General features: G+C 59.7%; 17 protein-coding genes. 11 read left to right on the top strand and 6 right to left on the bottom strand.

Annotated features, from left to right (window positions below; translation table 11 throughout):
- Positions 1-27: 27 nt before the first annotated feature.
- From KDX39_RS08880 to ntrC, 5 genes are all read left to right on the top strand, one after another.
- Positions 28-585, top strand: coding sequence for a chorismate mutase (locus KDX39_RS08880; RefSeq protein WP_231660209.1), 558 nt, complete (start codon positions 28-30; stop codon positions 583-585).
- 68 nt (positions 586-653) lie between these two features.
- The gene (locus KDX39_RS08875; RefSeq protein WP_231660073.1) at positions 654-1,187 is read left to right on the top strand and encodes a DUF4124 domain-containing protein; all 534 of its coding nucleotides are present in this window, start codon (positions 654-656) and stop codon (positions 1,185-1,187) included.
- 2 nt (positions 1,188-1,189) lie between these two features.
- Positions 1,190-1,807 (top strand): DUF4124 domain-containing protein, encoded by a 618-nt coding sequence (locus KDX39_RS08870; RefSeq protein WP_231660072.1) that lies wholly within the window; start codon positions 1,190-1,192, stop codon positions 1,805-1,807.
- A gap of 442 nt (positions 1,808-2,249) precedes the next feature.
- On the top strand, positions 2,250-3,335 hold the full coding sequence (glnL, locus tag KDX39_RS08865) for a nitrogen regulation protein NR(II) (RefSeq protein ID WP_004882729.1): 1,086 nt from the start codon (positions 2,250-2,252) through the stop codon (positions 3,333-3,335).
- On the top strand, positions 3,332-4,768 hold the full coding sequence (gene ntrC / locus KDX39_RS08860; RefSeq protein ID WP_024686097.1) for a nitrogen regulation protein NR(I): 1,437 nt from the start codon (positions 3,332-3,334) through the stop codon (positions 4,766-4,768). The genes glnL and ntrC overlap by 4 nt, the downstream gene beginning before the upstream one ends.
- Positions 4,769-4,989: 221 nt before the next feature.
- Here ntrC and mgrA read toward each other — a convergent pair whose 3' ends face one another.
- From mgrA to KDX39_RS08840, 4 genes are all read right to left on the bottom strand, one after another.
- The gene (gene mgrA, locus KDX39_RS08855) at positions 4,990-6,027 is read right to left on the bottom strand and encodes an L-glyceraldehyde 3-phosphate reductase (RefSeq protein ID WP_184321977.1); all 1,038 of its coding nucleotides are present in this window, start codon (positions 6,025-6,027) and stop codon (positions 4,990-4,992) included.
- A gap of 26 nt (positions 6,028-6,053) precedes the next feature.
- Positions 6,054-6,989 (bottom strand): sulfonate ABC transporter substrate-binding protein, encoded by a 936-nt coding sequence (locus tag KDX39_RS08850; protein WP_231660071.1) that lies wholly within the window; start codon positions 6,987-6,989, stop codon positions 6,054-6,056.
- Between the two features lie 194 nt (positions 6,990-7,183).
- Positions 7,184-8,509: an LLM class flavin-dependent oxidoreductase gene (locus tag KDX39_RS08845; RefSeq protein WP_231660070.1), complete on the bottom strand. Its 1,326-nt coding sequence runs from the start codon at positions 8,507-8,509 to the stop codon at positions 7,184-7,186.
- 29 nt (positions 8,510-8,538) lie between these two features.
- Positions 8,539-10,806 carry a TonB-dependent receptor gene (locus KDX39_RS08840; RefSeq protein ID WP_269439859.1) on the bottom strand — a complete coding sequence of 756 codons (2,268 nt, stop codon included), beginning with the start codon at positions 10,804-10,806 and terminating at the stop codon, positions 8,539-8,541.
- 218 nt (positions 10,807-11,024) lie between these two features.
- Here KDX39_RS08840 and KDX39_RS08835 point away from each other — a divergent pair, with 218 nt between their 5' ends.
- Positions 11,025-12,071 (top strand): LacI family DNA-binding transcriptional regulator, encoded by a 1,047-nt coding sequence (locus tag KDX39_RS08835; protein WP_231660068.1) that lies wholly within the window; start codon positions 11,025-11,027, stop codon positions 12,069-12,071.
- 261 nt (positions 12,072-12,332) lie between these two features.
- Here the strand turns inward: KDX39_RS08835 and betT are convergent, their stop codons facing one another.
- Together betT and epsC are read right to left on the bottom strand one after the other, a co-directional pair.
- Positions 12,333-14,288: a choline transporter BetT gene (gene betT / locus KDX39_RS08830; protein ID WP_231660208.1), complete on the bottom strand. Its 1,956-nt coding sequence runs from the start codon at positions 14,286-14,288 to the stop codon at positions 12,333-12,335.
- A 303-nt stretch (positions 14,289-14,591) separates the two neighbouring features.
- Positions 14,592-15,545 carry a serine O-acetyltransferase EpsC gene (gene epsC / locus KDX39_RS08825; RefSeq protein WP_099229341.1) on the bottom strand — a complete coding sequence of 318 codons (954 nt, stop codon included), beginning with the start codon at positions 15,543-15,545 and terminating at the stop codon, positions 14,592-14,594.
- Between the two features lie 212 nt (positions 15,546-15,757).
- Between epsC and KDX39_RS08820 the strand changes: the two genes are divergently transcribed.
- From KDX39_RS08820 to KDX39_RS08800, 5 genes are all read left to right on the top strand, one after another.
- Complete coding sequence (locus tag KDX39_RS08820) at positions 15,758-16,756, top strand: D-cysteine desulfhydrase (RefSeq protein WP_231660067.1); 999 nt, start codon at positions 15,758-15,760, stop codon at positions 16,754-16,756.
- Between the two features lie 207 nt (positions 16,757-16,963).
- Positions 16,964-17,764, top strand: a complete 801-nt coding sequence (tcyJ, locus tag KDX39_RS08815) for a cystine ABC transporter substrate-binding protein (protein ID WP_099229339.1) — start codon at positions 16,964-16,966, stop codon at positions 17,762-17,764.
- Positions 17,761-18,429, top strand: a complete 669-nt coding sequence (gene tcyL, locus KDX39_RS08810) for a cystine ABC transporter permease (RefSeq protein ID WP_025993625.1) — start codon at positions 17,761-17,763, stop codon at positions 18,427-18,429. Before tcyJ ends, tcyL begins: the two co-directional genes overlap by 4 nt.
- 3 nt (positions 18,430-18,432) lie before the next feature.
- Complete coding sequence (gene tcyN / locus KDX39_RS08805; protein WP_231660066.1) at positions 18,433-19,176, top strand: L-cystine ABC transporter ATP-binding protein TcyN; 744 nt, start codon at positions 18,433-18,435, stop codon at positions 19,174-19,176.
- A 570-nt stretch (positions 19,177-19,746) separates the two neighbouring features.
- Positions 19,747-20,475 (top strand): hypothetical protein, encoded by a 729-nt coding sequence (locus KDX39_RS08800; RefSeq protein ID WP_231660065.1) that lies wholly within the window; start codon positions 19,747-19,749, stop codon positions 20,473-20,475.
- Positions 20,476-20,690: the final 215 nt, after the last annotated feature.

Genomic DNA, 20,690 nt, shown 5'->3' with positions numbered 1-20,690 from the left:
ATGTCCCTTTTCAAGATGGACTTCACCATGCGCATGCTTCTGGCCACTTCGTTACTGACTCTGACCTGCATGTCCTCCGGTTTCACCTTCGCTGCCGAGCAGAAATCCTCTGCGCTGGAACCGCTCCTGCAAGCCATCAGCGAGCGCCTGACGATTGCCGATCAGGTGGCCTTGAGCAAATGGGACAGCGGCAAGGCAGTGGAAGACCCGCCCCGCGAACAACAGGTGATCACCGCTGCCCAGGCGCGTGCCGCCGAGTTCAAGCTGAGCCCGGATGACGTCCAGCGGCTGTTCCGCGCGCAGATCGAAGCCAACAAACGCGTCCAGAACGCCCTGCTTGCCCAGTGGCACGCGGCAGGCAAGGCGCCCGACACGGCTCGCCTCAGCCTGGTCGATGACATCCGTCCGAAGCTGGATCGTCTGCAGACCGAATTGTTGAAAGCGTACGCCGACTTCCAGCCGGTTCGCGAATCGAGTGATTGCCAGACGCTGCTGGACGCTGCACTCAAGCGCCACCTCAGCGACCCGATTCATGATCAGGCGCTGGTGCTTGCCACCGCGGATCTGTGCGCAACGAAACTGTAAGCCTGCTGCACGACACAGGGCGAAGTGTTCTATGCTGGTGACCTTTGCCCTTCGCTGTCGAGAGCCTCATGCGTCAAAGCCTCATCTGCCTGTTCCTATTGATCAGCCTGCCTGCCGTAGCGCAGATCTATAAGTACACCGACGCGAATGGCAACACGGCGTTCAGTAATGAGCCACCCAACGGCGTCAAGACCGAGGTCGTCGAACTGCCGCCACTCAACAGCGTGGAGTCCCGTCCATCCAGACCGACGCTCAACACCGCGCCGCAAACAATCGAGCCGCAAACGCAGACACAGTCTCAAGACGCCTACAGCACACTCGAGCTCTCCGACCTGCCAACCGACGAAGCACTGCGCGCCAACAACGGCTCCTTCATCATCGGTGTGAAAATCCAGCCGCGCCTGCAACAGGCCCATCGCCTGCAACTGCTGCTGGACGGCAACCTGTATGGCCAGCCCACCAACCTTCCCCGCTTTCAGGTAATGAACATTGATCGCGGTGAACACAGCTTCGCGGTGGTGGTGAAAGACGGCGAGCGCATCATTCAGCAAAGCGAGACCATCACCCTGACTGTGCAACGCGTTCACCTCGGCAAGCCATGAACATGCGCAACCTGCTGCTGACGCTATTGTTGCTGTGCACGTTGCCCGCGCTGGCGGACGTCTACACCTACATCGACGCGAACGGCAACCGGGTGTTCACCGACCAGCCGCGCAAGAACGCCAAGCGTGTCGACATCCCGCCCAGCAATAACATGACCGGCACACCGCCGACCCGAACGCTGAAAGCCAAGCCTGCCGAGAGCAAGCCGCCTGCGATCTTTCAGTATCAGTTATTGCGGGTGCTGGTGCCGGAGCCCGACGCCACGATCAGCAGCCCCAGCGGCGATCTGATCGTGACCGTCAGCAGCGACCCGGTTCTGCAACCCGGTCACAGCTATCGCCTGCTGCTGGACGGCGTACCTGTCGGCCAACCTGGACGCAGCCCCGTCTTCCCGCTGAGCAACATCGACCGGGGCACGCATCAGCTGTCTGTCGAGATTTCCGACACGATGGGTCGAGTTCTGGAAAAGACGCCCAATCAGCCCTTTCACCTGCAGCGCGTCACGCTGGCTCAAAAGCGTGCCACCAACCCGTGCAAGCCTGAAGAGTACGGCGTTCGCCTGGAATGCCCGCTCAAGGACAAGCCCAAGCCCGAAAGCAGCATTCTGCCGTTCTTCTGATTCATCCTCGTCGAATGACACCTTCCCTACTGAAGAATAGCGACTATGGGAGGCGGCTTGCTGGCGATGCGATTCTTCGAGCGGCCTGTACGGTCCCTGAACTGAAGCGATCACCGATAAGCCGCGTTTCAGGTCCGGTGCTCGCACCGGGTCTTCAAACTCAGTTATTCCCTGGCACCTTTTTGGTGCGCAACTCGTGCATACGCGCAACAATACAGCCCACTCTGGTTCAGAAGTGCCCCTGAGGCAGCGCCGTATGCGGGCACGATTTCGGAAAAAGCAGTTGTTTTGCAGAGAAAGCGCTTCTTTTCGGAGCCTTGGTTTGGTTTTTGCAACTTCTCAGGCATAGCACCCCGTCACGCACCGTAATGGTGGCTTTACTTGTGCCGACAAGCACCTGCATAGCGCGATTGCCATGTGCCAAAAGAGGTCAACACGATTCATGACTATCAGCGACGCGCTGCACAGACTGTTACTGGATAACCTGACCACTGCAACGATTCTGCTCAACGCCGACCTGCGTCTCGAGTACATGAACCCGGCAGCGGAAATGCTGCTCGCCATCAGTGGGCAGCGCAGCCATGGGCAATTCATCAGCGAACTGTTCACCGAGTCGGCCGAAGCGCTGAGTTCGCTTCGCCAGGCCGTCGAACAGGCGCACCCTTTCACCAAACGTGAAGCCATGCTCACCGCGCTGACCGGCCAGACCCTGACCGTCGACTACGCCGTGACCCCGATCCTGAGCAAGGGCGAAACCCTGCTGCTGCTTGAAGTCCATCCTCGTGACCGCCTGTTGCGCATCACCAAGGAAGAAGCTCAGTTGTCCAAGCAGGAAACCACCAAGATGCTGGTGCGTGGACTGGCCCACGAAATAAAGAATCCGCTGGGCGGGATCCGCGGCGCCGCACAACTGCTGGCGCGTGAGCTGCCTGAAGAAAGCCTCAAGGACTACACCAACGTCATCATCGAGGAGGCAGACCGCCTGCGTAACCTCGTGGACCGCATGCTGGGCTCCAACAAACTGCCTTCGCTGGCGATGACCAACGTGCATGAAGTGCTCGAACGGGTGTGCAGCCTGGTCGAAGCCGAAAGCCAGGGCTGCATCACGCTGGTGCGCGACTACGATCCGAGCATTCCGGATGTACTGATCGATCGTGAGCAGATGATTCAGGCGGTGCTCAATATTGTACGCAACGCCATGCAGGCCATCAGCGGTCAGAACGAATTGCGCCTGGGCCGCATCACCCTGCGCACCCGCGCCATGCGCCAGTTCACCATCGGCCACGTGCGCCACAGGCTGGTGAGCAAGATCGAGATCATCGACAACGGCCCGGGCATTCCGGCCGAGCTTCAGGAAACCATTTTCTACCCCATGGTCAGTGGCCGCCCGGATGGCACAGGGCTTGGTCTGGCCATTACCCAGAACATCATCAGCCAGCACCAGGGACTTATCGAGTGTGACAGCCATCCCGGCCACACCACATTCTCGATCTTCCTGCCGCTGGAACAAGGAGCAGCTTCGACATGAGCCGTAGTGAAACTGTCTGGATCGTAGACGACGATCGTTCCATTCGCTGGGTACTGGAAAAGGCCTTGCAACAGGAAGGCATGACCACGCAGAGCTTCGACAGCGCCGATGGGGTGATGAGTCGCCTGGCCCGTCAGCAACCGGACGTGATCATTTCCGACATCCGCATGCCGGGTGCCAGCGGCCTGGACCTGCTGGCGCGAATTCGCGAACAGCATCCACGTCTGCCGGTCATCATCATGACCGCTCATTCGGACCTGGACAGCGCCGTGGCGTCGTATCAGGGCGGTGCGTTCGAGTACCTGCCCAAGCCGTTCGATGTCGATGAAGCCGTCTCGCTGGTCAAGCGCGCCAACCAGCACGCTCAGGAACAGCAAGGTCTGGATGTCGCGCCGACCCTGACCCGCACACCCGAGATCATTGGCGAAGCGCCAGCGATGCAGGAAGTGTTTCGTGCTATCGGGCGCTTGAGCCATTCCAACATCACCGTGTTGATCAATGGCGAGTCCGGCACCGGTAAAGAATTGGTCGCCCACGCGTTGCACCGCCACAGCCCGCGCTCGGCTTCGCCGTTCATTGCGCTGAACATGGCGGCGATCCCCAAGGATCTGATGGAGTCCGAGCTGTTCGGTCACGAGAAAGGCGCATTCACGGGCGCTGCCAACCTGCGTCGCGGACGCTTCGAGCAGGCGGACGGCGGCACGTTGTTTCTCGACGAAATCGGTGACATGCCTGCCGACACCCAGACCCGTCTGCTGCGTGTTCTGGCAGATGGCGAGTTCTATCGTGTCGGTGGTCATACGCCGGTCAAGGTGGATGTGCGCATCATTGCTGCGACTCACCAGAATCTGGAAACCCTCGTTCAGGCCGGCAAATTCCGTGAGGACTTGTTCCACCGCCTGAACGTGATCCGCATTCACATTCCGCGCATGTCGGACCGTCGTGAAGACATCCCGACACTCGCCCGTCACTTCCTGAGCCGTGCCGCGCAGGAACTGGCGGTCGAGCCGAAGCTGCTCAAGGCCGAGACCGAGGAATACCTCAAGCATCTGCCCTGGCCGGGCAACGTGCGTCAGCTGGAAAACACCTGCCGCTGGATCACGGTCATGGCTTCAGGCCGTGAAGTGCACATCAGCGACCTGCCGCCAGAATTGCTCAGCCTGCCGCAGGATGCGGCGCCGGTCACCAACTGGGAGCAAGCGCTGCGTCAATGGGCCGATCAGGCGCTGTCACGTGGTCAGTCGAGTCTGCTGGACAGCGCGGTGCCGACGTTCGAACGCATCATGATCGAAACCGCTCTGAAACACACCGCGGGCCGCCGCCGCGATGCCGCCGTGTTGCTGGGCTGGGGCCGCAACACCCTGACCCGCAAGATCAAGGAATTGGGCATGAAGGTCGATGGCGGGGATGATGACGAGGGAGAGGAAGGCTGACCGACCTGCCTGAACGCCGATCGTGCCCACGCAGTGCGCTCGGCGTCATACGCAAGTCTGACTGGATAAATGCAAACCTTGTGGAAGGCGGCTTGCCGGCGATAGCGCCAGGCCAGTCACTAACGGGGTGACTGAAAAACGTATTGCCGGCAAGCCGCCTCACGGGGCTTTATATTCGCCCATTGGAATTTGTGCAGAGCGTGGGAACGACCCAGCTCAAGTCACTCCGCCAGCGACGGTTTCTCCCACAGGTTGATCCCGCCTTCCACCGCGAAACTGTCGATCTCGGTCAGCTCTTCCTGGCTGAACGACAGGTTTTTCAAGGCACCGACGTTCTCGACGATCTGCTCGGGACGGCTGGCACCGATCAAGGCGGACGTCACACGAGGATCGCGCAGTGTCCAGGCCAGGGCCATTTGTGCCAGGCTCTGGCCGCGACGCTGGGCGATTTCATTTAAAGCACGCACGTGAGCGATGTTCTGCTCGGACAGGTGCGAGGCCTGCAACGAACCGCCGCCCGGACGATTGACCCGTGCATCCTTGGGCACGCCGTTGAGGTACTTGTCCGACAGCAACCCTTGCGCCAGCGCCGTAAAGGCAATCACACCCGCGCCCAGTTCCTCAGTGGCGTCGAGCAGGTCTTTCTCGACCCAGCGATTGAGCAGGTTGTAGGCCGGCTGATGAATCAACAGCGGCACTTTCCACTCTTTGAGCAGCGCGGCAATTTCACGTGTCTTGGCCCCGGAGTAGGACGAAATACCGATGTACAGCGCCTTGCCCTGTTGCACAGCAGTGGCCAGTGCGCTGGCGGTTTCTTCCAGCGGCGTGTCCGGGTCGAAGCGGTGCGAATAGAAAATATCGACGTACTCCAGCCCCATACGCTGCAGGCTTTGGTCAAGGCTGGCCAGCACGTATTTGCGCGAACCGCCGCCCTGCCCGTAAGGCCCCGGCCACATGTCCCAACCCGCCTTGCTGGAGATGATCAACTCGTCACGGTACTGCTTGAAGTCTTCGCGCAGCAGACGACCGAAATTGATTTCGGCACTGCCGTACGGAGGGCCGTAGTTGTTGGCCAGGTCGAAATGGTTGATGCCCAGATCGAACGCGGTGCGCAGCATGGCGCGCTGGGTGTCGATGGGCGTGCTGTCACCGAAGTTGTGCCACAGCCCCAGCGACAGCGCCGGCAGGACCAGCCCACTGCGACCGGTACGGCGATAAGGCATGTCGTTGTAGCGATGTTCGGCAGCGATATACGTCATTGAATCCTCTCTTGTCAGGGGGATACTCAAGGCCTGTTCCACACGGCCTGCTGGATATCGACCCGCTTGGGCACCAGGTGGTTGTCGTAAAACAGATCGGCGGTCGCCTGTTGCGCACGAACGATCTCTGGCGTGATGGGCAGGCTCGGTGATGCCGGGCGATGGTCAAGATACTGAGTGATGACCGCTTCGGACAAGCCCATGCTGCGCGCCAGAATCTGAATGCTCTCGTTACGTTGCGAGCGAGTCAGCGCATCGGCGGCAGTCAGTTCGTCGAGCACGTTCTGCACAAACGCCCCGTTGCTGTCAGCAAAGCCGCGGCGTGCAGTATAGAAAGGGCCAGACAGCCCGAGCCCTTCGCCATTGGCCAGCAGGCGGCTGTGGCCTTCGTTGAGGGCGATGGAATAGTACGGATCCCAGATGGCCCAGGCATCGACACTGCCGTTTTCGAATGCAGCGCGTGCGTCGGCCGGGGTCAGGTAGATCGGCTGAATGTCCTTGAACGTCAGTCCTGCTTTGTTCAGTGCCCGCAACACCACGTTGTGCGCGCTGGAGCCTTTCTGAAACGCGACCTTGCGCCCTTTCAGATCGGCAACGCTGCGCAACGGACTTTCGCTGCGCACCAGAATGGTCTCGGCCTGGGGCTTGGCGGGTTCGGCGCCGATGTAGACCAGGTCGGCACCCGCCACCTGGGCGAAGATCGGCGGAATGTCACCGGTCGAGGCAATGTCCAGACTGCCGATGTTCAAGGCTTCCAGCATCTGCGGCCCGGCCGGAAACTCGATCCACTTGACCTGAGTGTGCGCAAAGCGTTTCTCCAGCAGGCCATGCTCCTTGGCGAGAACCAGGTTAATCGAGCCTTTTTGATAGCCAATACGCAGGGTGTCGGGTTCACTGGCTGAAGCAGTGTTCAGCAGACCGATGAACGCGAGAAAGACGGCGATGAGCCCGAAGGGTTTCATGAGGTTTTCCTTTTCCGGTGATTGTTCTCACGCACAGCGTGGGGACGATCAAAAAATAATGGCCGAATACATGACTGTGGGAGGCGGCTTGCCAGCGATAGCGTCAGTTCAGTCACCGCCAGGTCGCTTCAGAAAACGCGTCGCCGGCAAGCCGCCTCCCACAAAAATCAGTTTCTCAGCACGTTACGTGTCGATCAGAACCCATCGGCCGGGCGCTGCAAGCCGAGGTTTTCGCGCAAGGTGGTGCCTTCGTATTCGGTGCGGAACAGACCACGACGCTGCAACTCGGGCACCAGCAGGCGGGCCACGTCTTCAAGTCCGCCGGGCAGATGCGGCACCAGCACGTTGAAACCGTCCGCAGCGCCTTGTTCGAACCAGATCTGCAGTTCATCAGCGACCTGCTCAGGCGTACCGATCAGGCTGTAATGCCCTCGCCCTCCGGCAATACGACGACCCAGTTGCGCCAGGTTGAGGTGTTCCCGTTCGGCCAGTTCGGTGAGCAGTTTCTGACGGCTGCGCTGGCCGCTGTCGGTCAGTGGCAGCTCCGGCAGCGGCCCGTCCAGTGGATAACCGGACAGATCGAAATTGCCCAGCATCCGCCCCAACAGCGCAACGCCAACCTCGGGCTCCACCAGGTCCTGAAACGATTCGAACTTCTCGCTGGCCAGCGCTTCGGTCTCGGCCACCACGATCAACACACCCGGCATGATTTTCAGCGAATCGGCACTGCGCCCATATGCGTCCAGGCGGCCCTTGATGTCGGCATAAAACGCCTGCGCGCTGGTCAGTGACGTCTGTGCGGTGAACACGACCTCAGCGGTCTGCGCCGCCAGATCGCGGCCGACCTGCGATGACCCCGCCTGCACGATGACCGGCTGTCCCTGCGGCGAGCGCGCCACGTTCAGCGGCCCTTTGACGCGGAAGTGTTCGCCCTGATGATTCAGCACCTGCACCTTGGCCGGGTCGTAATACTGACCACTGGCCTTGTCACGGGTGAAAGCATCGTCTGCCCAACTGCTCCACAGCCCGGTCACCACCTGATGAAACTCTCGGGCACGGCTGTAACGTTCGGCATGGCCGACGTGTTCGCTGCGACCGAAGTTCTGCGCTTCGGCCGCCGCGTCGGACGTCACCAGATTCCACCCTGCTCGCCCGCCAGACAAATGATCGAGCGAAGCAAACTTGCGCGCCACGTGGTAAGGCTCGTTGTAAGTCGTGGTCGCCGTCGCGATCAGGCCGATGTGATCGGTCACTGCGCTCAGCGCCGACAGGAGCGTCAGTGGCTCGAAATGATCGGAGCGCGCCATTCGGCTGGCGATATCGCCCGTGGCGGCAGCGACGCTGTCTGCCACGAACAGCGCATCGAACTTCGCCGCCTCGGCCACTTGCGCCAGATGCCGGTAGTGCTTGAAATCCAGCCCCGCATCAGCGGGCACGTCCGGGTGTCGCCAGGCCGCCACGTGGTGCCCGGTGGCCATCAGGAAAGCGCCCAGTTTCATCTGTCGAGCCGTCTTGCTCATACCTGTCTCCTTTCAGTGCGGTCGCCCGCTTAGAAATCCTTGCGTACCTGCACACCGAAATAACGCTCGTCGTCACGCGGCACCGAGCGATACACGTAGCTGCCGCCCGTGGCGAGCATCGGTGAGTAGGACTTGTCTGCCAGATTCTTGCCCAGCAGGGCTACACGCCAGCCGCTGTTGTAGTCGGCCACTGCGACGCTTGCGTTCCAGATGCCGTAGGCACCCTGTTTGGTGTCAGGGTTCTGGCTGATGTCGTACTGCACTTCGCTCTGCCAGCTGTAATCGGTGCCCAGTTCGATATCCAGACCGTTGTCCAGTGGGATGGTGTAATCGGCGCGGACGTAGCTCTTCCAGTCCGGGCTGTACGGCAGGGTCTTGCCGTCGACATTGCAGGACGCGGCGGCACCGGCCGGGCAGGCGAAGGTATCGATGCGCGCCCGGGTGTAGGACAGCGCGCCGGAGAACTTCAGATTGCGTGTGGCCTGCAAGGCGTAATCGAGCTCGACGCCTTCGGTGCTGACGCTGCCTGCGTTGATCAGCCGGGTCACGACCTGCCCGGCAACGCTGTCGAAAAAGTTGGCCTGGTAGTTATCGTAATCGCTGTGGAACACCGCCAGGTTGGTGGTCAGGCGATTGTTCCAGGTGGTGGCCTTGATGCCGACTTCCCAAGTGTTGGACGTCTCGGGTTTCAGGGCCTCGGTATCGCGCGGCTGCATGTTGAAGAACACGTTGTAGGCCGGGCCTTTGTAGCCACGCGAGTACGTGATGTAGCTGGTCACGCTTTCGCTCAAGTCGTATTGCAGGCCCACACGACCGGACTTACCCTCTTCGTTGACCGAACCGGAACTGCTCGTCGCCGGCTGAATGCCGCTGACCGTGGTGGTCGACGTCGAGACGCGGCGGTGATCGTACTCAAGGTCGTCGTGCGTCCAGCGCAGCCCGGCAATCGCCCGGAAATCCGGGGTGAAATTGAACGTGGTTTCGCCGAACACCGAATAGCTTTCATTGGTGGTGGTGTAATCGGCAACACCCTGATCACGACGCGTCGGCGTGATCAACGTGCGCTGGTAGGTCTCGTCGCTCTTGCCGTGCATGTAGAACAGGCCACCGACGTATTCGATGAACTGGCCTTTTGGTGAGGCCAGGCGCAGCTCTTGCGAGTACTGGTTGAACTCCAGATCACCCTTGTCTTCGGTGCCGGGGAACGCTGCCGTGATCGTGCCGAGGCGGTCGCCGTCCTGATACTGCGTGTTATCCCAGCCACGCCAGGCAGTGATCGACGTCAGGGTGTAGTCACCCAGTTGCCAGTCCAGTTGCCCGGACAACCCTTTGTTGGTGTCTTCGACATGGCTGCGGTAATCGCTGATCACGTTGCGGTTGTCGCTGTCGGCACGCACTGGCGACAGCGCGCTGGAGAAAGCCGGTGTGAGCGACTTGGTCACCACGCCGTTGGGCGCGTCGTCATGGGACTGCATGTAGTCTGCCGCGAGGGTGAAGGTGATGTCGTCGTTGGGCGTGAATTCCAGCTTGCCCCGCGCGCCCTTGCGGTTGTAGCCGTTGACCTCATGGCCGTTGAGTTTGTTGTCGACGTTGCCGTCGTAGCTGCCGAACAACGTGGTGATCGAGCCTTTTAGCGTGTCCGGGATCAGGCTGCCGCCGATGCCGAAACGCGTGCGACTTTCGTTGCCGCTGTAGTAGGACTGATCGATGTAGCCGTGAGTCTCTTCGGTGGGCGCTTTGGTCGTGACGTTGAGCACGCCGGCCGACGCATTCTTGCCGAACAGCGTGCCTTGCGGGCCGCGCAGGACTTCGATGCGCTCCAGATCCAGCAGATCGAGCGTGGCCTGGCCGGGACGGGCGTAGACCACGCCGTCGATGACTGTCGCCACAGTCGGCTCGACGCCCGGCGAGGTGGAGATGGTGCCGACGCCGCGCACGAAGAGCGAAGTATCTTTGTTCGATGCGCCGGTCCTGAAGTTCAGCGACGGGACCTGCTGCACGATACTGGCGACGCCGTTTCGGTTATCGCGTTCCAGTTGCTCGCCCTGAATCACCGACACGGCGACCGGTACTTTCTGCAGCGATTCTTCACGGCGCGTGGCGGTCACGGTGACCGATTCAAGTGTCGGTGTGTCGCTGGCCTGCTCTACGGTATCCGCCGCCATGACCTGAACCATCGGCAAGGCCGTCAGCCCCATCAGCAACCAGCCGCAACGACGCCCCCGCGCCGCGTGAACCTGATCGATGGCTTGCGCCAGTCGTGTATGTTTGACCCCATCCCCATGTGTTGTGTGCATCTGCGTGCCTGCCTGAAATATGCCCTGATCCGACAGTGCCTCGGGCACTGACGCCTTTGATTACGACTAAACCGGGTCCGGGCATTCGCGGTGGCGAGTAGCAGACAAACCATCTTTGTTAGCGCTAACATCGCCAGTATCAGGAACTGACAGATAGATCGTCCAATACTGAAAAATTAGTTTTATATGCTTTTTAATTTTAAAAGAAGCGCATGAGCATGGCTGACCAAACACCCGCGACACGTAAACGCCGAGGCGCAGGCCGGGTGACGATCAATGCCGTGGCCAAACAGGCTGGCGTGTCGGCCATCACCGTTTCGCGCTACTTCAACCAGCCGGAGCAGGTGTCGTCGGAACTGCGCGAGCGCATTTCGGCGGCGGTCGGTGCGCTGGGCTACGTACCCAATCTGGTGGCAGGCGGACTTGCCTCGGCGCGCAGCCGAGTGGTGGCGATGGTGATCCCGAACATCTCCGGGCCGATCTTCGCCAACACCATCCAGGGCTTCAGCGACACCCTGAGTCGGCACGGATTCCAGTTGCTGCTGGCCTCCAGTTACTTCTCCGTCGAGCAGGAAGAAAGCGCCGTGCGCGCTTTTCTGGGCTGGTCCCCGGCGGCACTGGTGCTGACCAGTCGCTTTCACAGCGACGCTACGGAAAAGATGATCGAGCAGGCGGATATCCCGGTGATCGAAACCTGGGACCATCAGCCTGAACGCAGCCCGATCCAGATCGGTTTTTCCCACTATGAAGTCGGCGTCACGGCCGCGCGGTATCTGCACGGCAAGGGCTACCGTCGCATTGCCTTCGTGGAGAACAGCATCGCTGGGGACTTCAGCGCACAGGAGCGCCGCGACGGCTATGTCGCGACGCTTGAAACGCTGGGCCTGAAGCCTTGGGTATTTGTGCCCGATGCGGGGCTTGCGCCGTTTGAAGCGGGCAGGCAGGCGATGGATGTGCTGATGAACCAGCCTCTTCAGCCTGATGCGATTTTCTTTGCCAATGACAACCTGGCAGCAGGCGGCCTGCTCACCAGCCAGCGCATCGGCCTGCAAACGCCCAGAGATTGCGCTGTGATGGGCTTCGGGGATTACGCTTTCGCGCAGATGATGATGCCCAGCCTGACCACCATCAAACCACCCGCCCTGCAGATCGGCGTACTGGCGGCGCAGCGCGTGCTGGAGAGCCTGGGCGTGTTGCCGGTCGAGGGAGAGATTCAGAGGCTGAACCTGCTGGCATGCGAGCTGGTGGAGCGGGAGAGCACGTAAGTCGATGATTGTCCCCACGCTGTGCGCTCATCGCGTTAAGCACGTCTTGCAGCGAACAACTTACCTTGTGGGAGGGGGCTTGCCCGCGATGAACGATGACACGGATCGTCTGATACACCGCGCCGACTTCATCGCCGGCAAGCCGCCTCCCACAGGGTTAAGCGTTCAGTCGGCAACGATTGTATCTGATCGTCTCTACGCCAGTGGGACGGGTGGGGATTCAGCCCATGACGCTGCGCCCCCCCATTAAGGTCCACTCGATCAACGCACCAGATGCAGGAACTGCATGTGTCGCTCGTACTGGTCAAGCACGTCGTTGATCACCTGTTCCTTGGTGTAACCCACCAGATCGTAGTCCTGGCTGCCCTCACTCAAATGTACCTCGGCGCGGTAGTAGCGACGGTTGTTCAATTGCTTGGAGCCCATGCCGCCTCGGGCAAACGACGGGGTGAAGAAGCCTTTCATCTGCACCTGATAGATAAACGGGCGCTCTTCGCCATGGCCGATTTCCAGGGTCACAGAGTCATTGGACGGGTCAGGGACGTTGACCACGCTCAGGCCTTTCTCGACAAACACTGCCGTGACCTCGTCGATGGCAGGGCGAACGGTCTGGTCGAGGAATCGGTACACCTCGTCTCGCGAGGGATAATGCACGGCCTGACTCAGACGCTGACGCCAGCCGCCCCGTCGCGAACCCGACACCGGAGCCAGTGAGTAAAGCTGCGCAATCTGGCGCTGGGACTCCATGAAGAACGCCTTGTGCAGCCCCCACATCATCAGCAGCAAGATCAGCGAGAACGGCAGCGAGGTCAGTACCACCGCTGATTTCAACGCATCGATACTGCCCGAGAACAGCAGCCCGCTGGTGATCAGCGCCGTTGCCACACCCCAGAACACACGCAGCCATTTCGGGCCATCCTCGTCCGGGTTACCACCCTTGGCCGACAGGGTCGAAAGCACCACCGTGCCCGAGTCGGCCGAGGTCACGAAGAACACGAAACTGATGAACACCGTGACGGCGATCACCGTCTTGCTCCACGGGTAGGTTTCCAGCAGCAGGTACAGCGTCATCGAAGGGTCGTCGATGGCGGACTGGCCCAGCGCAGCCATGCCGTGGTTGAGCACCTGATCAATGGCACTGTTGCCGAAGATCGACATCCAGGCCAGGGTGAAGCCCAGCGGAATCAGCAATACACCGAAGACGAACTCGCGGATGGTACGGCCACGCGAGATGCGCGCAATGAACAGCCCCACGAACGGCGACCAGGCAATCCACCACGCCCAGTAGAACACCGTCCAGCCGCCCAGCCAGTCGCTCGGCTCGTTGTAGGCATAGACGTCGAAACTCTTCGTCGGCAATGCGCCGAGGTAATCACCGATGTTCTGCACCAGCGTATTCAGCAAGTGCTGAGTCGGACCGGCAAACAGCACGAACAGCAGCAGCGCACAGGCCAGCAGCATGTTGATATCGGACATCAGGCGCACGCCCTTGTCGACGCCCGCAATGGCCACCAGAATCGCCGCGCCCATCATCAGTGTGATCAGACCGACCTGAATCCAGTGGGTGTGCGCGACACCGAACAGGTAGTCCAGGCCCGAATTGAGGTGCAGGACGCCGAAGCCCATGTCGGCACCCAGACCGAAGATGGTGGCGATGATGCCGAAGCCGTCCACCGCGTAACCGATGGGGCCATTGATACGCTTGCCGATCAGCGGATAAAGCGCCGAACGCAGCGCCAGCGGCAGGTTATGGCGATAGGCGAAATAAGCCAGCGCCATGCCGACAAAGGCAAACACACCCCAGCCATGCAGGCCCCAGTGCAGAAACAGCAGTTGCATGCCCTGCCGTGCGGCCTCGGTGGTACCGCCCTCGCCTTGTGGCGGTTGCAGCAGGTGAGTCAGGGGTTCTGACACGCAGAAAAAAAACAGCGTAATGCTGATCCCGGCCGCAAAGAGCATGCCGGCCCAGGACAGGTAACTGAATTCGGGCTCGTCGTGGTCGGCACCGAGCTTGATCTTGCCGTAGCCAGATACGGCGGTGACCACCACGAAGACCAGATACAGCGTCATGACCAGCATGTAGTACCAGCCGACCGTATTGGCCGCCCAGTTCTGTGCCGCCAGCAGCCACGCACCGGCAGCTTGCGGGAAAGCGATCACGATCACGCCGAAGATCAGGATAAAGCTCGCAGCGAAGTAAAACACTGGAGCGTTCATGCGGACCGTACCGCTGGGTTGCGTACTCGGAGTACTCATCGACTGCATGCCTCCGGACTGATTGAAACCACTACAAAAAACGCATACGGCAAGGGTTAGCCTCCTGTTGTGAGCGGGCAGCGAACCACCGGTTTAACTTGAATGAACGTTCAATTTAAACACGAAAGGCCCCGTGATTACGAATCGCGGGGCTGTGATTGCTGGCTCAGACCAGGGTATGACGCGTGCAGGAGAGGGTTCGTTCCCGGGTGCGGGGCGGAGCATGCGCCCGATCATCAATCCGATCGGGCGCACTGCAAAAAACTACTTCTGCGTCCCGTCATCCTGCTGCAGCAGGTTGGCCTGGGTCAGGTTGCAGCCTGCCGGGACGCTACGGGTCAGCCAGACGTTGCCGCCGATGGTCGAGCCCTGACCAATCGTGATGCGCCCCAGAATGGTCGCACCGGCGTAAATCACCACGTCGTCTTCCACGATCGGGTGACGCGCGTGGCCCTTCTGCAACTGGCCGTCTTCGTCCGCCGGGAAGCGCTTGGCGCCCAGCGTGACAGCCTGATAGATCCGTACCCGCTCGCCGATGATGGCGGTTTCGCCGATGACGACACCTGTGCCGTGGTCGATGAAGAAGCTCGGGCCGATCTGCGCGCCGGGGTGAATGTCGATGCCGGTGGCCGAGTGCGCCAGTTCAGAGCTGATGCGCGCCAGCAGCGGCAGGCCTGCGCGGTACAGATGGTGGGCAAGGCGGTGGTGAATCACCGCCAGAATACCCGGGTAGCACAGCAGCACCTCATCGACACTGCGTGCTGCCGGGTCACCGTGATAGGCGGCCAGCACATCCGTGTCGAGCAACTGACGAATCCCCGGCAGTGCGGTAGCGAAATCCTGGATCAGGACCAGCGCATGCTCGTCGATCCCGACCAGTTCCCTGCCTTGCTGATGCGCCACGTAACGCAGCTCGAGCCGGGCCTGTGCCAGCAGCGCATTGAGCGCAACGTCCAGCGTATGGCCGACGTAGAAATCCTCGCTTTCCTCACGCAAATCAACAGGACCCAGCCGCATTGGAAACAATGCGCCGCTCAGCGCCTCGAGAATCTCGCCCATCGCTGCACGCGACGGCAGCTCGCGACCACCATGCTCGCCACTCACGCGACGGTTGCGCGTGCGCCAATCCTCACGCGCCGCACGTAACTGGCTGACGATACGCTGCAACTGCCAATGGCTGGAACGGCCGTCGGCGGATGCTTCTGGAATATCGCTCACGCTGAACTCTCCTTGGTCATGACGGTGGCGACCCGACGTTATCGGGCGCTGCTGCGCCCACTCTACGGCAAACATTCAAGTGGAAAAAATAACAATTTTTGTACGAATCGGCTGAGCGGAGCATAAACACCGACAGGTTGCCGTGTGGGAAACGTCTGCCTATAGTCCGCAGACTACAGTCCGCTGACTCTCTACACGGCTCACTTATTACCATGATCAAAAATCAGCTTGCCCGCTTCAGTCGTCTGGACTTGATCAGCGCGCCCACCGCCCTTGAAAAGCTCGATCGCCTGTCAATCTGGGCTGGCCGCGATATCTACGTCAAACGTGATGACACCACGACACTGGCGCTGGGCGGCAACAAGGTGCGCAAGCTCGAATACCTGGCGGCCGACGCGCTGGCGCAGGGTGCCGACACCCTGATCACCGCAGGTGCCATTCAGTCAAATCATGTACGACAGACCGCTGCGCTGGCAGCGCGTCTGGGTCTGGGCTGCGTGGCCCTGCTGGAAAATCCCATCGGCACCGACGACAGCAACTACCTGCACAACGGCAACCGTCTGCTGCTGGAGCTATTCGACGCCAAGGTCGAGCTGGTCGAGAACCTCGATAACGCCGACGAACAACTACACGCACTGGCTGCTCGCCTGCGCAGCAATGGCAAGAAGCCTTATCTCGTACCTATCGGCGGCTCGAGTCCGGTCGGCGCGCTGGGTTATGTCCGCGCCGGGCTGGAACTGGTCGAACAGATCAAACAGACCGGCATCGACTTCGCTGCCGTGGTTCTGGCCTCTGGCAGCGCTGGAACCCACAGCGGTCTCGCGCTGGCGCTGGCCAGTGAATTGCCGGATCTGCCGGTCATCGGCGTGACCGTTTCGCGCAGTGAAGAGGCCCAGTTCCCCAAGGTTCAGGGCCTGGCCGAGCGCACTGCAGAGTTGCTGGAAATTCCGATGCCGCCGTGTTTCAAAGTCGAGCTGTGGGACGAGTATTTCGCACCGCGCTACGGCGAACCGAATGCCGGCACGCTCTCGGCGATCAAACTTGTTGCGGGTCACGAAGGTCTGTTGCTTGACCCGGTTTACACCGGCAAGGCGATGGCAGGGTTGCTGGACGGTATCGGACGTCAGCGATTCAACGATGGGCCGCTGATTTTCCTGCACACTGGCGGTGCTCCTGCGCTGTTCGCTTACCCGGACGTATTTTCCAGCTGATTCTGCGGACCGGGGTCGGGTTATGCCCGAAATGAAAGACAAGCGCCCTTTTAGTTATTTTTGTTCATAACTGGATGGCCTTATAGTGGCGCCCGGCAGGCCCCCACCTGTAGCGTAACCCACTGAAAAAAGCTGAATTCCCAGCACCCGGACGCGTCCGTCAGGCCTGAAACCGGCCCGACACTTCACACAAAACAAGAGGCTCGCATGAACATTTCCGCTATTCGTCGCACGTTTCTTTTCTCGGCACTGAGCCTGATGCTCGGCACCGGTATTGCTGGACACGCCATCGCTGGCGAGCAACTGCAGAAAATCAAGGATAGCGGCACCCTGAATGTGGGCCTGGAAGGCACTTATCCGCCGTTCAGTTTCGTGGACGAGAATGGCAAGTTGACCGGCTTTGAAGTCGAGTTCTCCGAGGCGCTGGCCAAGGAGCTGGGCGTCAAGGCGAAGATCCAGCCGACCAAATGGGATGGCATTCTGGCCTCGCTGGAATCCAAACGTCTGGACGTGGTGGTCAATCAGGTCACCATCTCCGATGAGCGCAAGAAGAAGTATGACTTTTCCGAGCCCTACACCATTTCCGGTATTCAGGCGCTGATCAACAAGGAAAAGACCAAGGACAGCATAAAGACCGCACAAGACTTGAGCGGCAAGAAAGTCGGCGTGGGTCTGGGTACCAATTATGAGCAATGGCTCAAGGCCAATGTGCCAACCGCCATCGTCAAGACCTATGACGATGATCCGACCAAGTATCAGGATCTACGCGTAGGCCGTATCGACGCGATTCTGGTTGATCGCCTGGCCGCACTGGAACTGGTTGCCAAGACCAAGGACACCCTGGCGGTGACCGGCGAACCCTTCTCCCGTCAGGAATCGGGCATCGCACTGCGTAAGGGCGAGCCGGAACTGCTCGAGGCCATCAACAAGGCCATCGACAAACTGCGTGCCGACGGCACCCTGGCCAAGCTGTCGCAAAAGTACTTCAACGCTGACGTGACAAAATGATCGAAGAGAGCCTTAAGCTCGCGCTGGACTCCGCGCCCTTTCTGCTCAAGGGCGCGTATTACACCGTTATCCTCAGCCTGGGCGGGATGTTCTTCGGACTGGTGCTGGGCTTCGGCCTGGCCCTGATGCGTCTGTCCAGCTTCAAGCTGCTGAGCTGGATTGCACGTATCTACGTGTCATTCTTCCGCGGTACGCCGCTGCTGGTGCAACTGTTCATGATCTATTACGGCCTGCCGGAACTGGGCATCGAACTGGATCCTCTGACGGCTGCGTTGATCGGTTTCTCGCTGAACATGGGTGCGTATGCCTGCGAGATCCTGCGTGCGGCCATCGGCGCGGTGGAGCGTGGACAATGGGAAGCGGCCGCCAGTATCGGCATGACCCGCTGGCAGACCCTGCGCCGGGCCATTCTGCCGCAGGCTGCGCGCACGGCCTTGCCGCCGCTGGGCAACAGCTTCATCTCGCTGGTCAAGGACACCGCGCTGGCCGCCACCATCCAGGTGCCGGAGCTGTTCCGCCAGGCGCAGTTGATCACCGCGCGCACCTTCGAAATTTTCACCATGTACCTGGCCGCCGCACTGATCTACTGGATCCTTGCCACGGTGCTTTCGCACTTGCAAAACAAGCTCGAAGCGCGGGTCAACCGGCATGATCTGGAGTCCTGACGCATGATCGTGGTTGAAAAACTCACCAAGGAATTCAAGGGCAATCAGGTGCTCAAGGGCATCGACCTGCGTGTCGAAGCCGGCGAAGTCGTGGCCATCATCGGGCCCAGCGGCTCGGGCAAGACCACCTTGCTGCGTTGCCTGAATCTGCTGGAGACACCAACCAGCGGCAGTATCACAGTCGCAGACATCACCATTGATGGCAGCCGTCCCGTCAGCCAGCAGCAGGGCCTCATCCGCCAGTTGCGCCAGCAGGTCGGGTTCGTGTTCCAGAACTTCAATCTGTTTCCACACCGCACCGCGCTGGAGAACGTCATTGAAGGCCCGGTGGTGGTCAAGAAGGTTGAGCGTGAAAGCGCGCTGGCGCTGGGTAGAAAGCTATTGGCCAAGGTCGGTCTGGCTGGCAAGGAAGATGCCTACCCCCGCAGACTCTCAGGCGGCCAGCAACAGCGCGTGGCGATTGCCCGTGCGCTGGCGATGGAACCGCAAGTGATTCTGTTCGACGAGCCGACCTCCGCGCTGGACCCGGAACTGGTAGGTGAAGTGCTGACCACCATCCGCGCCCTGGCCGAAGAAAAGCGCACCATGGTGATCGTCACTCACGAGATGAGTTTTGCGCGTGATGTGGCCAACCGGGTGATCTTCATCGACAAAGGTGTGATCGTCGAACAGGGCGACGCAAAAGCGCTTTTTGCCAACCCGAAGCAGGAGCGTACGAGGCAATTTCTGGAGCGCACAAGGGCCTGATCCTACAGCCCCCTTCCAAAAGGCAGCACCTCACACGTGCTGCCTTTTTGCGTTTTACATTTCAAAAAATAATGATTGATCAATATCTTCATTGGCTTGAACCATCTGCCCCCAAAAACCCATTCAGATTTTGGATTTGTCCGAACGACGTTCTGTCTCATTGATACGGGCTTTTTCTGGCAGCCGCCAATTCTTCATGCCCCCACCCTGCAAAAAATTTTCTGGCCGACCCCGGCATTCTTAATCAGATTTTTTTGTAGTAGGACAGTTGATGTTCGCCAAGTAAACAGTTCCAAATATTGCTTGTAGGAAGTATCTAATTTTTCAGAAAAGACCTACTTGACAGTGGCCGTATATTGACATGGACACGCAAAGCTAATTAGCTCGCCTGAAACAGGTCATTGATAACACTACAAACTTCAAGCCGCCATTTTCGACACTTTGTAATGTTTGCCACACCTTGGAAATTTGCGGTACTTATCAATCCGACTGTTTTGAACATCATTTTAGCCAAACATGAAAAGTCGTGACGATTTTTTACATGAATCCTTGTTTTCAGGAGTACCCGACATGAACCAGACTCTGTGCAAAAACAGCCTCGTAAAGCTGTCAGCCCCTTCTGTTCCGCAGGCCTGCCGACATGGCATCGGTGTCAGGACAGCCTCCAGCCTGACTGTCCACATTGATCCGTATGACGGCATGGATGAAGGCGATCTGATAGAGCTGTTCTGGGACGGCTGTTACGTTGCGTCGAAAATTCTAACGGCGTCCGACAGCGGGACCGCTATCGTCCTACGCGTGCCAGAAAGCTTTCTACAGAACGGTAAGGCGCGTACTTACTACCGAGTCATGAAAGTGGGTGGAACACCGATTACATCGGCCTGCCGCAAGCTGTGGGTCAAGCTCAACCCGCCCGGCGGACGCCTGCTCAGCCCCAACACTGAAGAGAATCAGGGACTGGCGCCGCTTTACGTAGCCCCTTCAGTGCTGCGTCGCGGCCTCACCCAGCGACATCTGGACGGCGGATTGCCGATGGCCATCGAGCCCTACCTGAACATGGCGGCACACGACGAGATCACAGTCCGTCTGGGGGATCTGCGTATGGACCTGCCGCCCCTTACGCAGGAAGATATCGGCGAACCCATCGATCTGGTCGTGCCTGCGGACCTGATCATGGAGGCCGGTGAACAGCAACTTGAGGTGACGTATTGCATCATCGACAGAGTCGGGAACAACTCGCTGTGGGCACCGCCACGTGAAATAAAAATCCCGGCATTGAATGTCAGGTTGCCGCAATAACCGGACAGCCTGCCGGTAAACCTGACGCAATGAAAGGAACTCATTAATCAATCATCGCAGCGCGATTGGCGTGCCACCACTTAATATAATTAATTAACACCGAACTCCATTAATTCAGATTTATCGCTCAAGCGGTGCTGATGCCCCCTGAGCCGTGCATAAACCATTTCGAACACATAAGCGACGACAGTGCTTATTTGAATGACGACAGGCCT

The sequence above is a fragment of the Pseudomonas sp. CDFA 610 genome (assembly GCF_021147865.1).
Lineage (GTDB): Bacteria > Pseudomonadota > Gammaproteobacteria > Pseudomonadales > Pseudomonadaceae > Aquipseudomonas > Aquipseudomonas alliivorans.
Note: the sequence above shows the minus strand (reverse complement) of the source record. Positions and strands in the feature narration are given on the sequence as shown.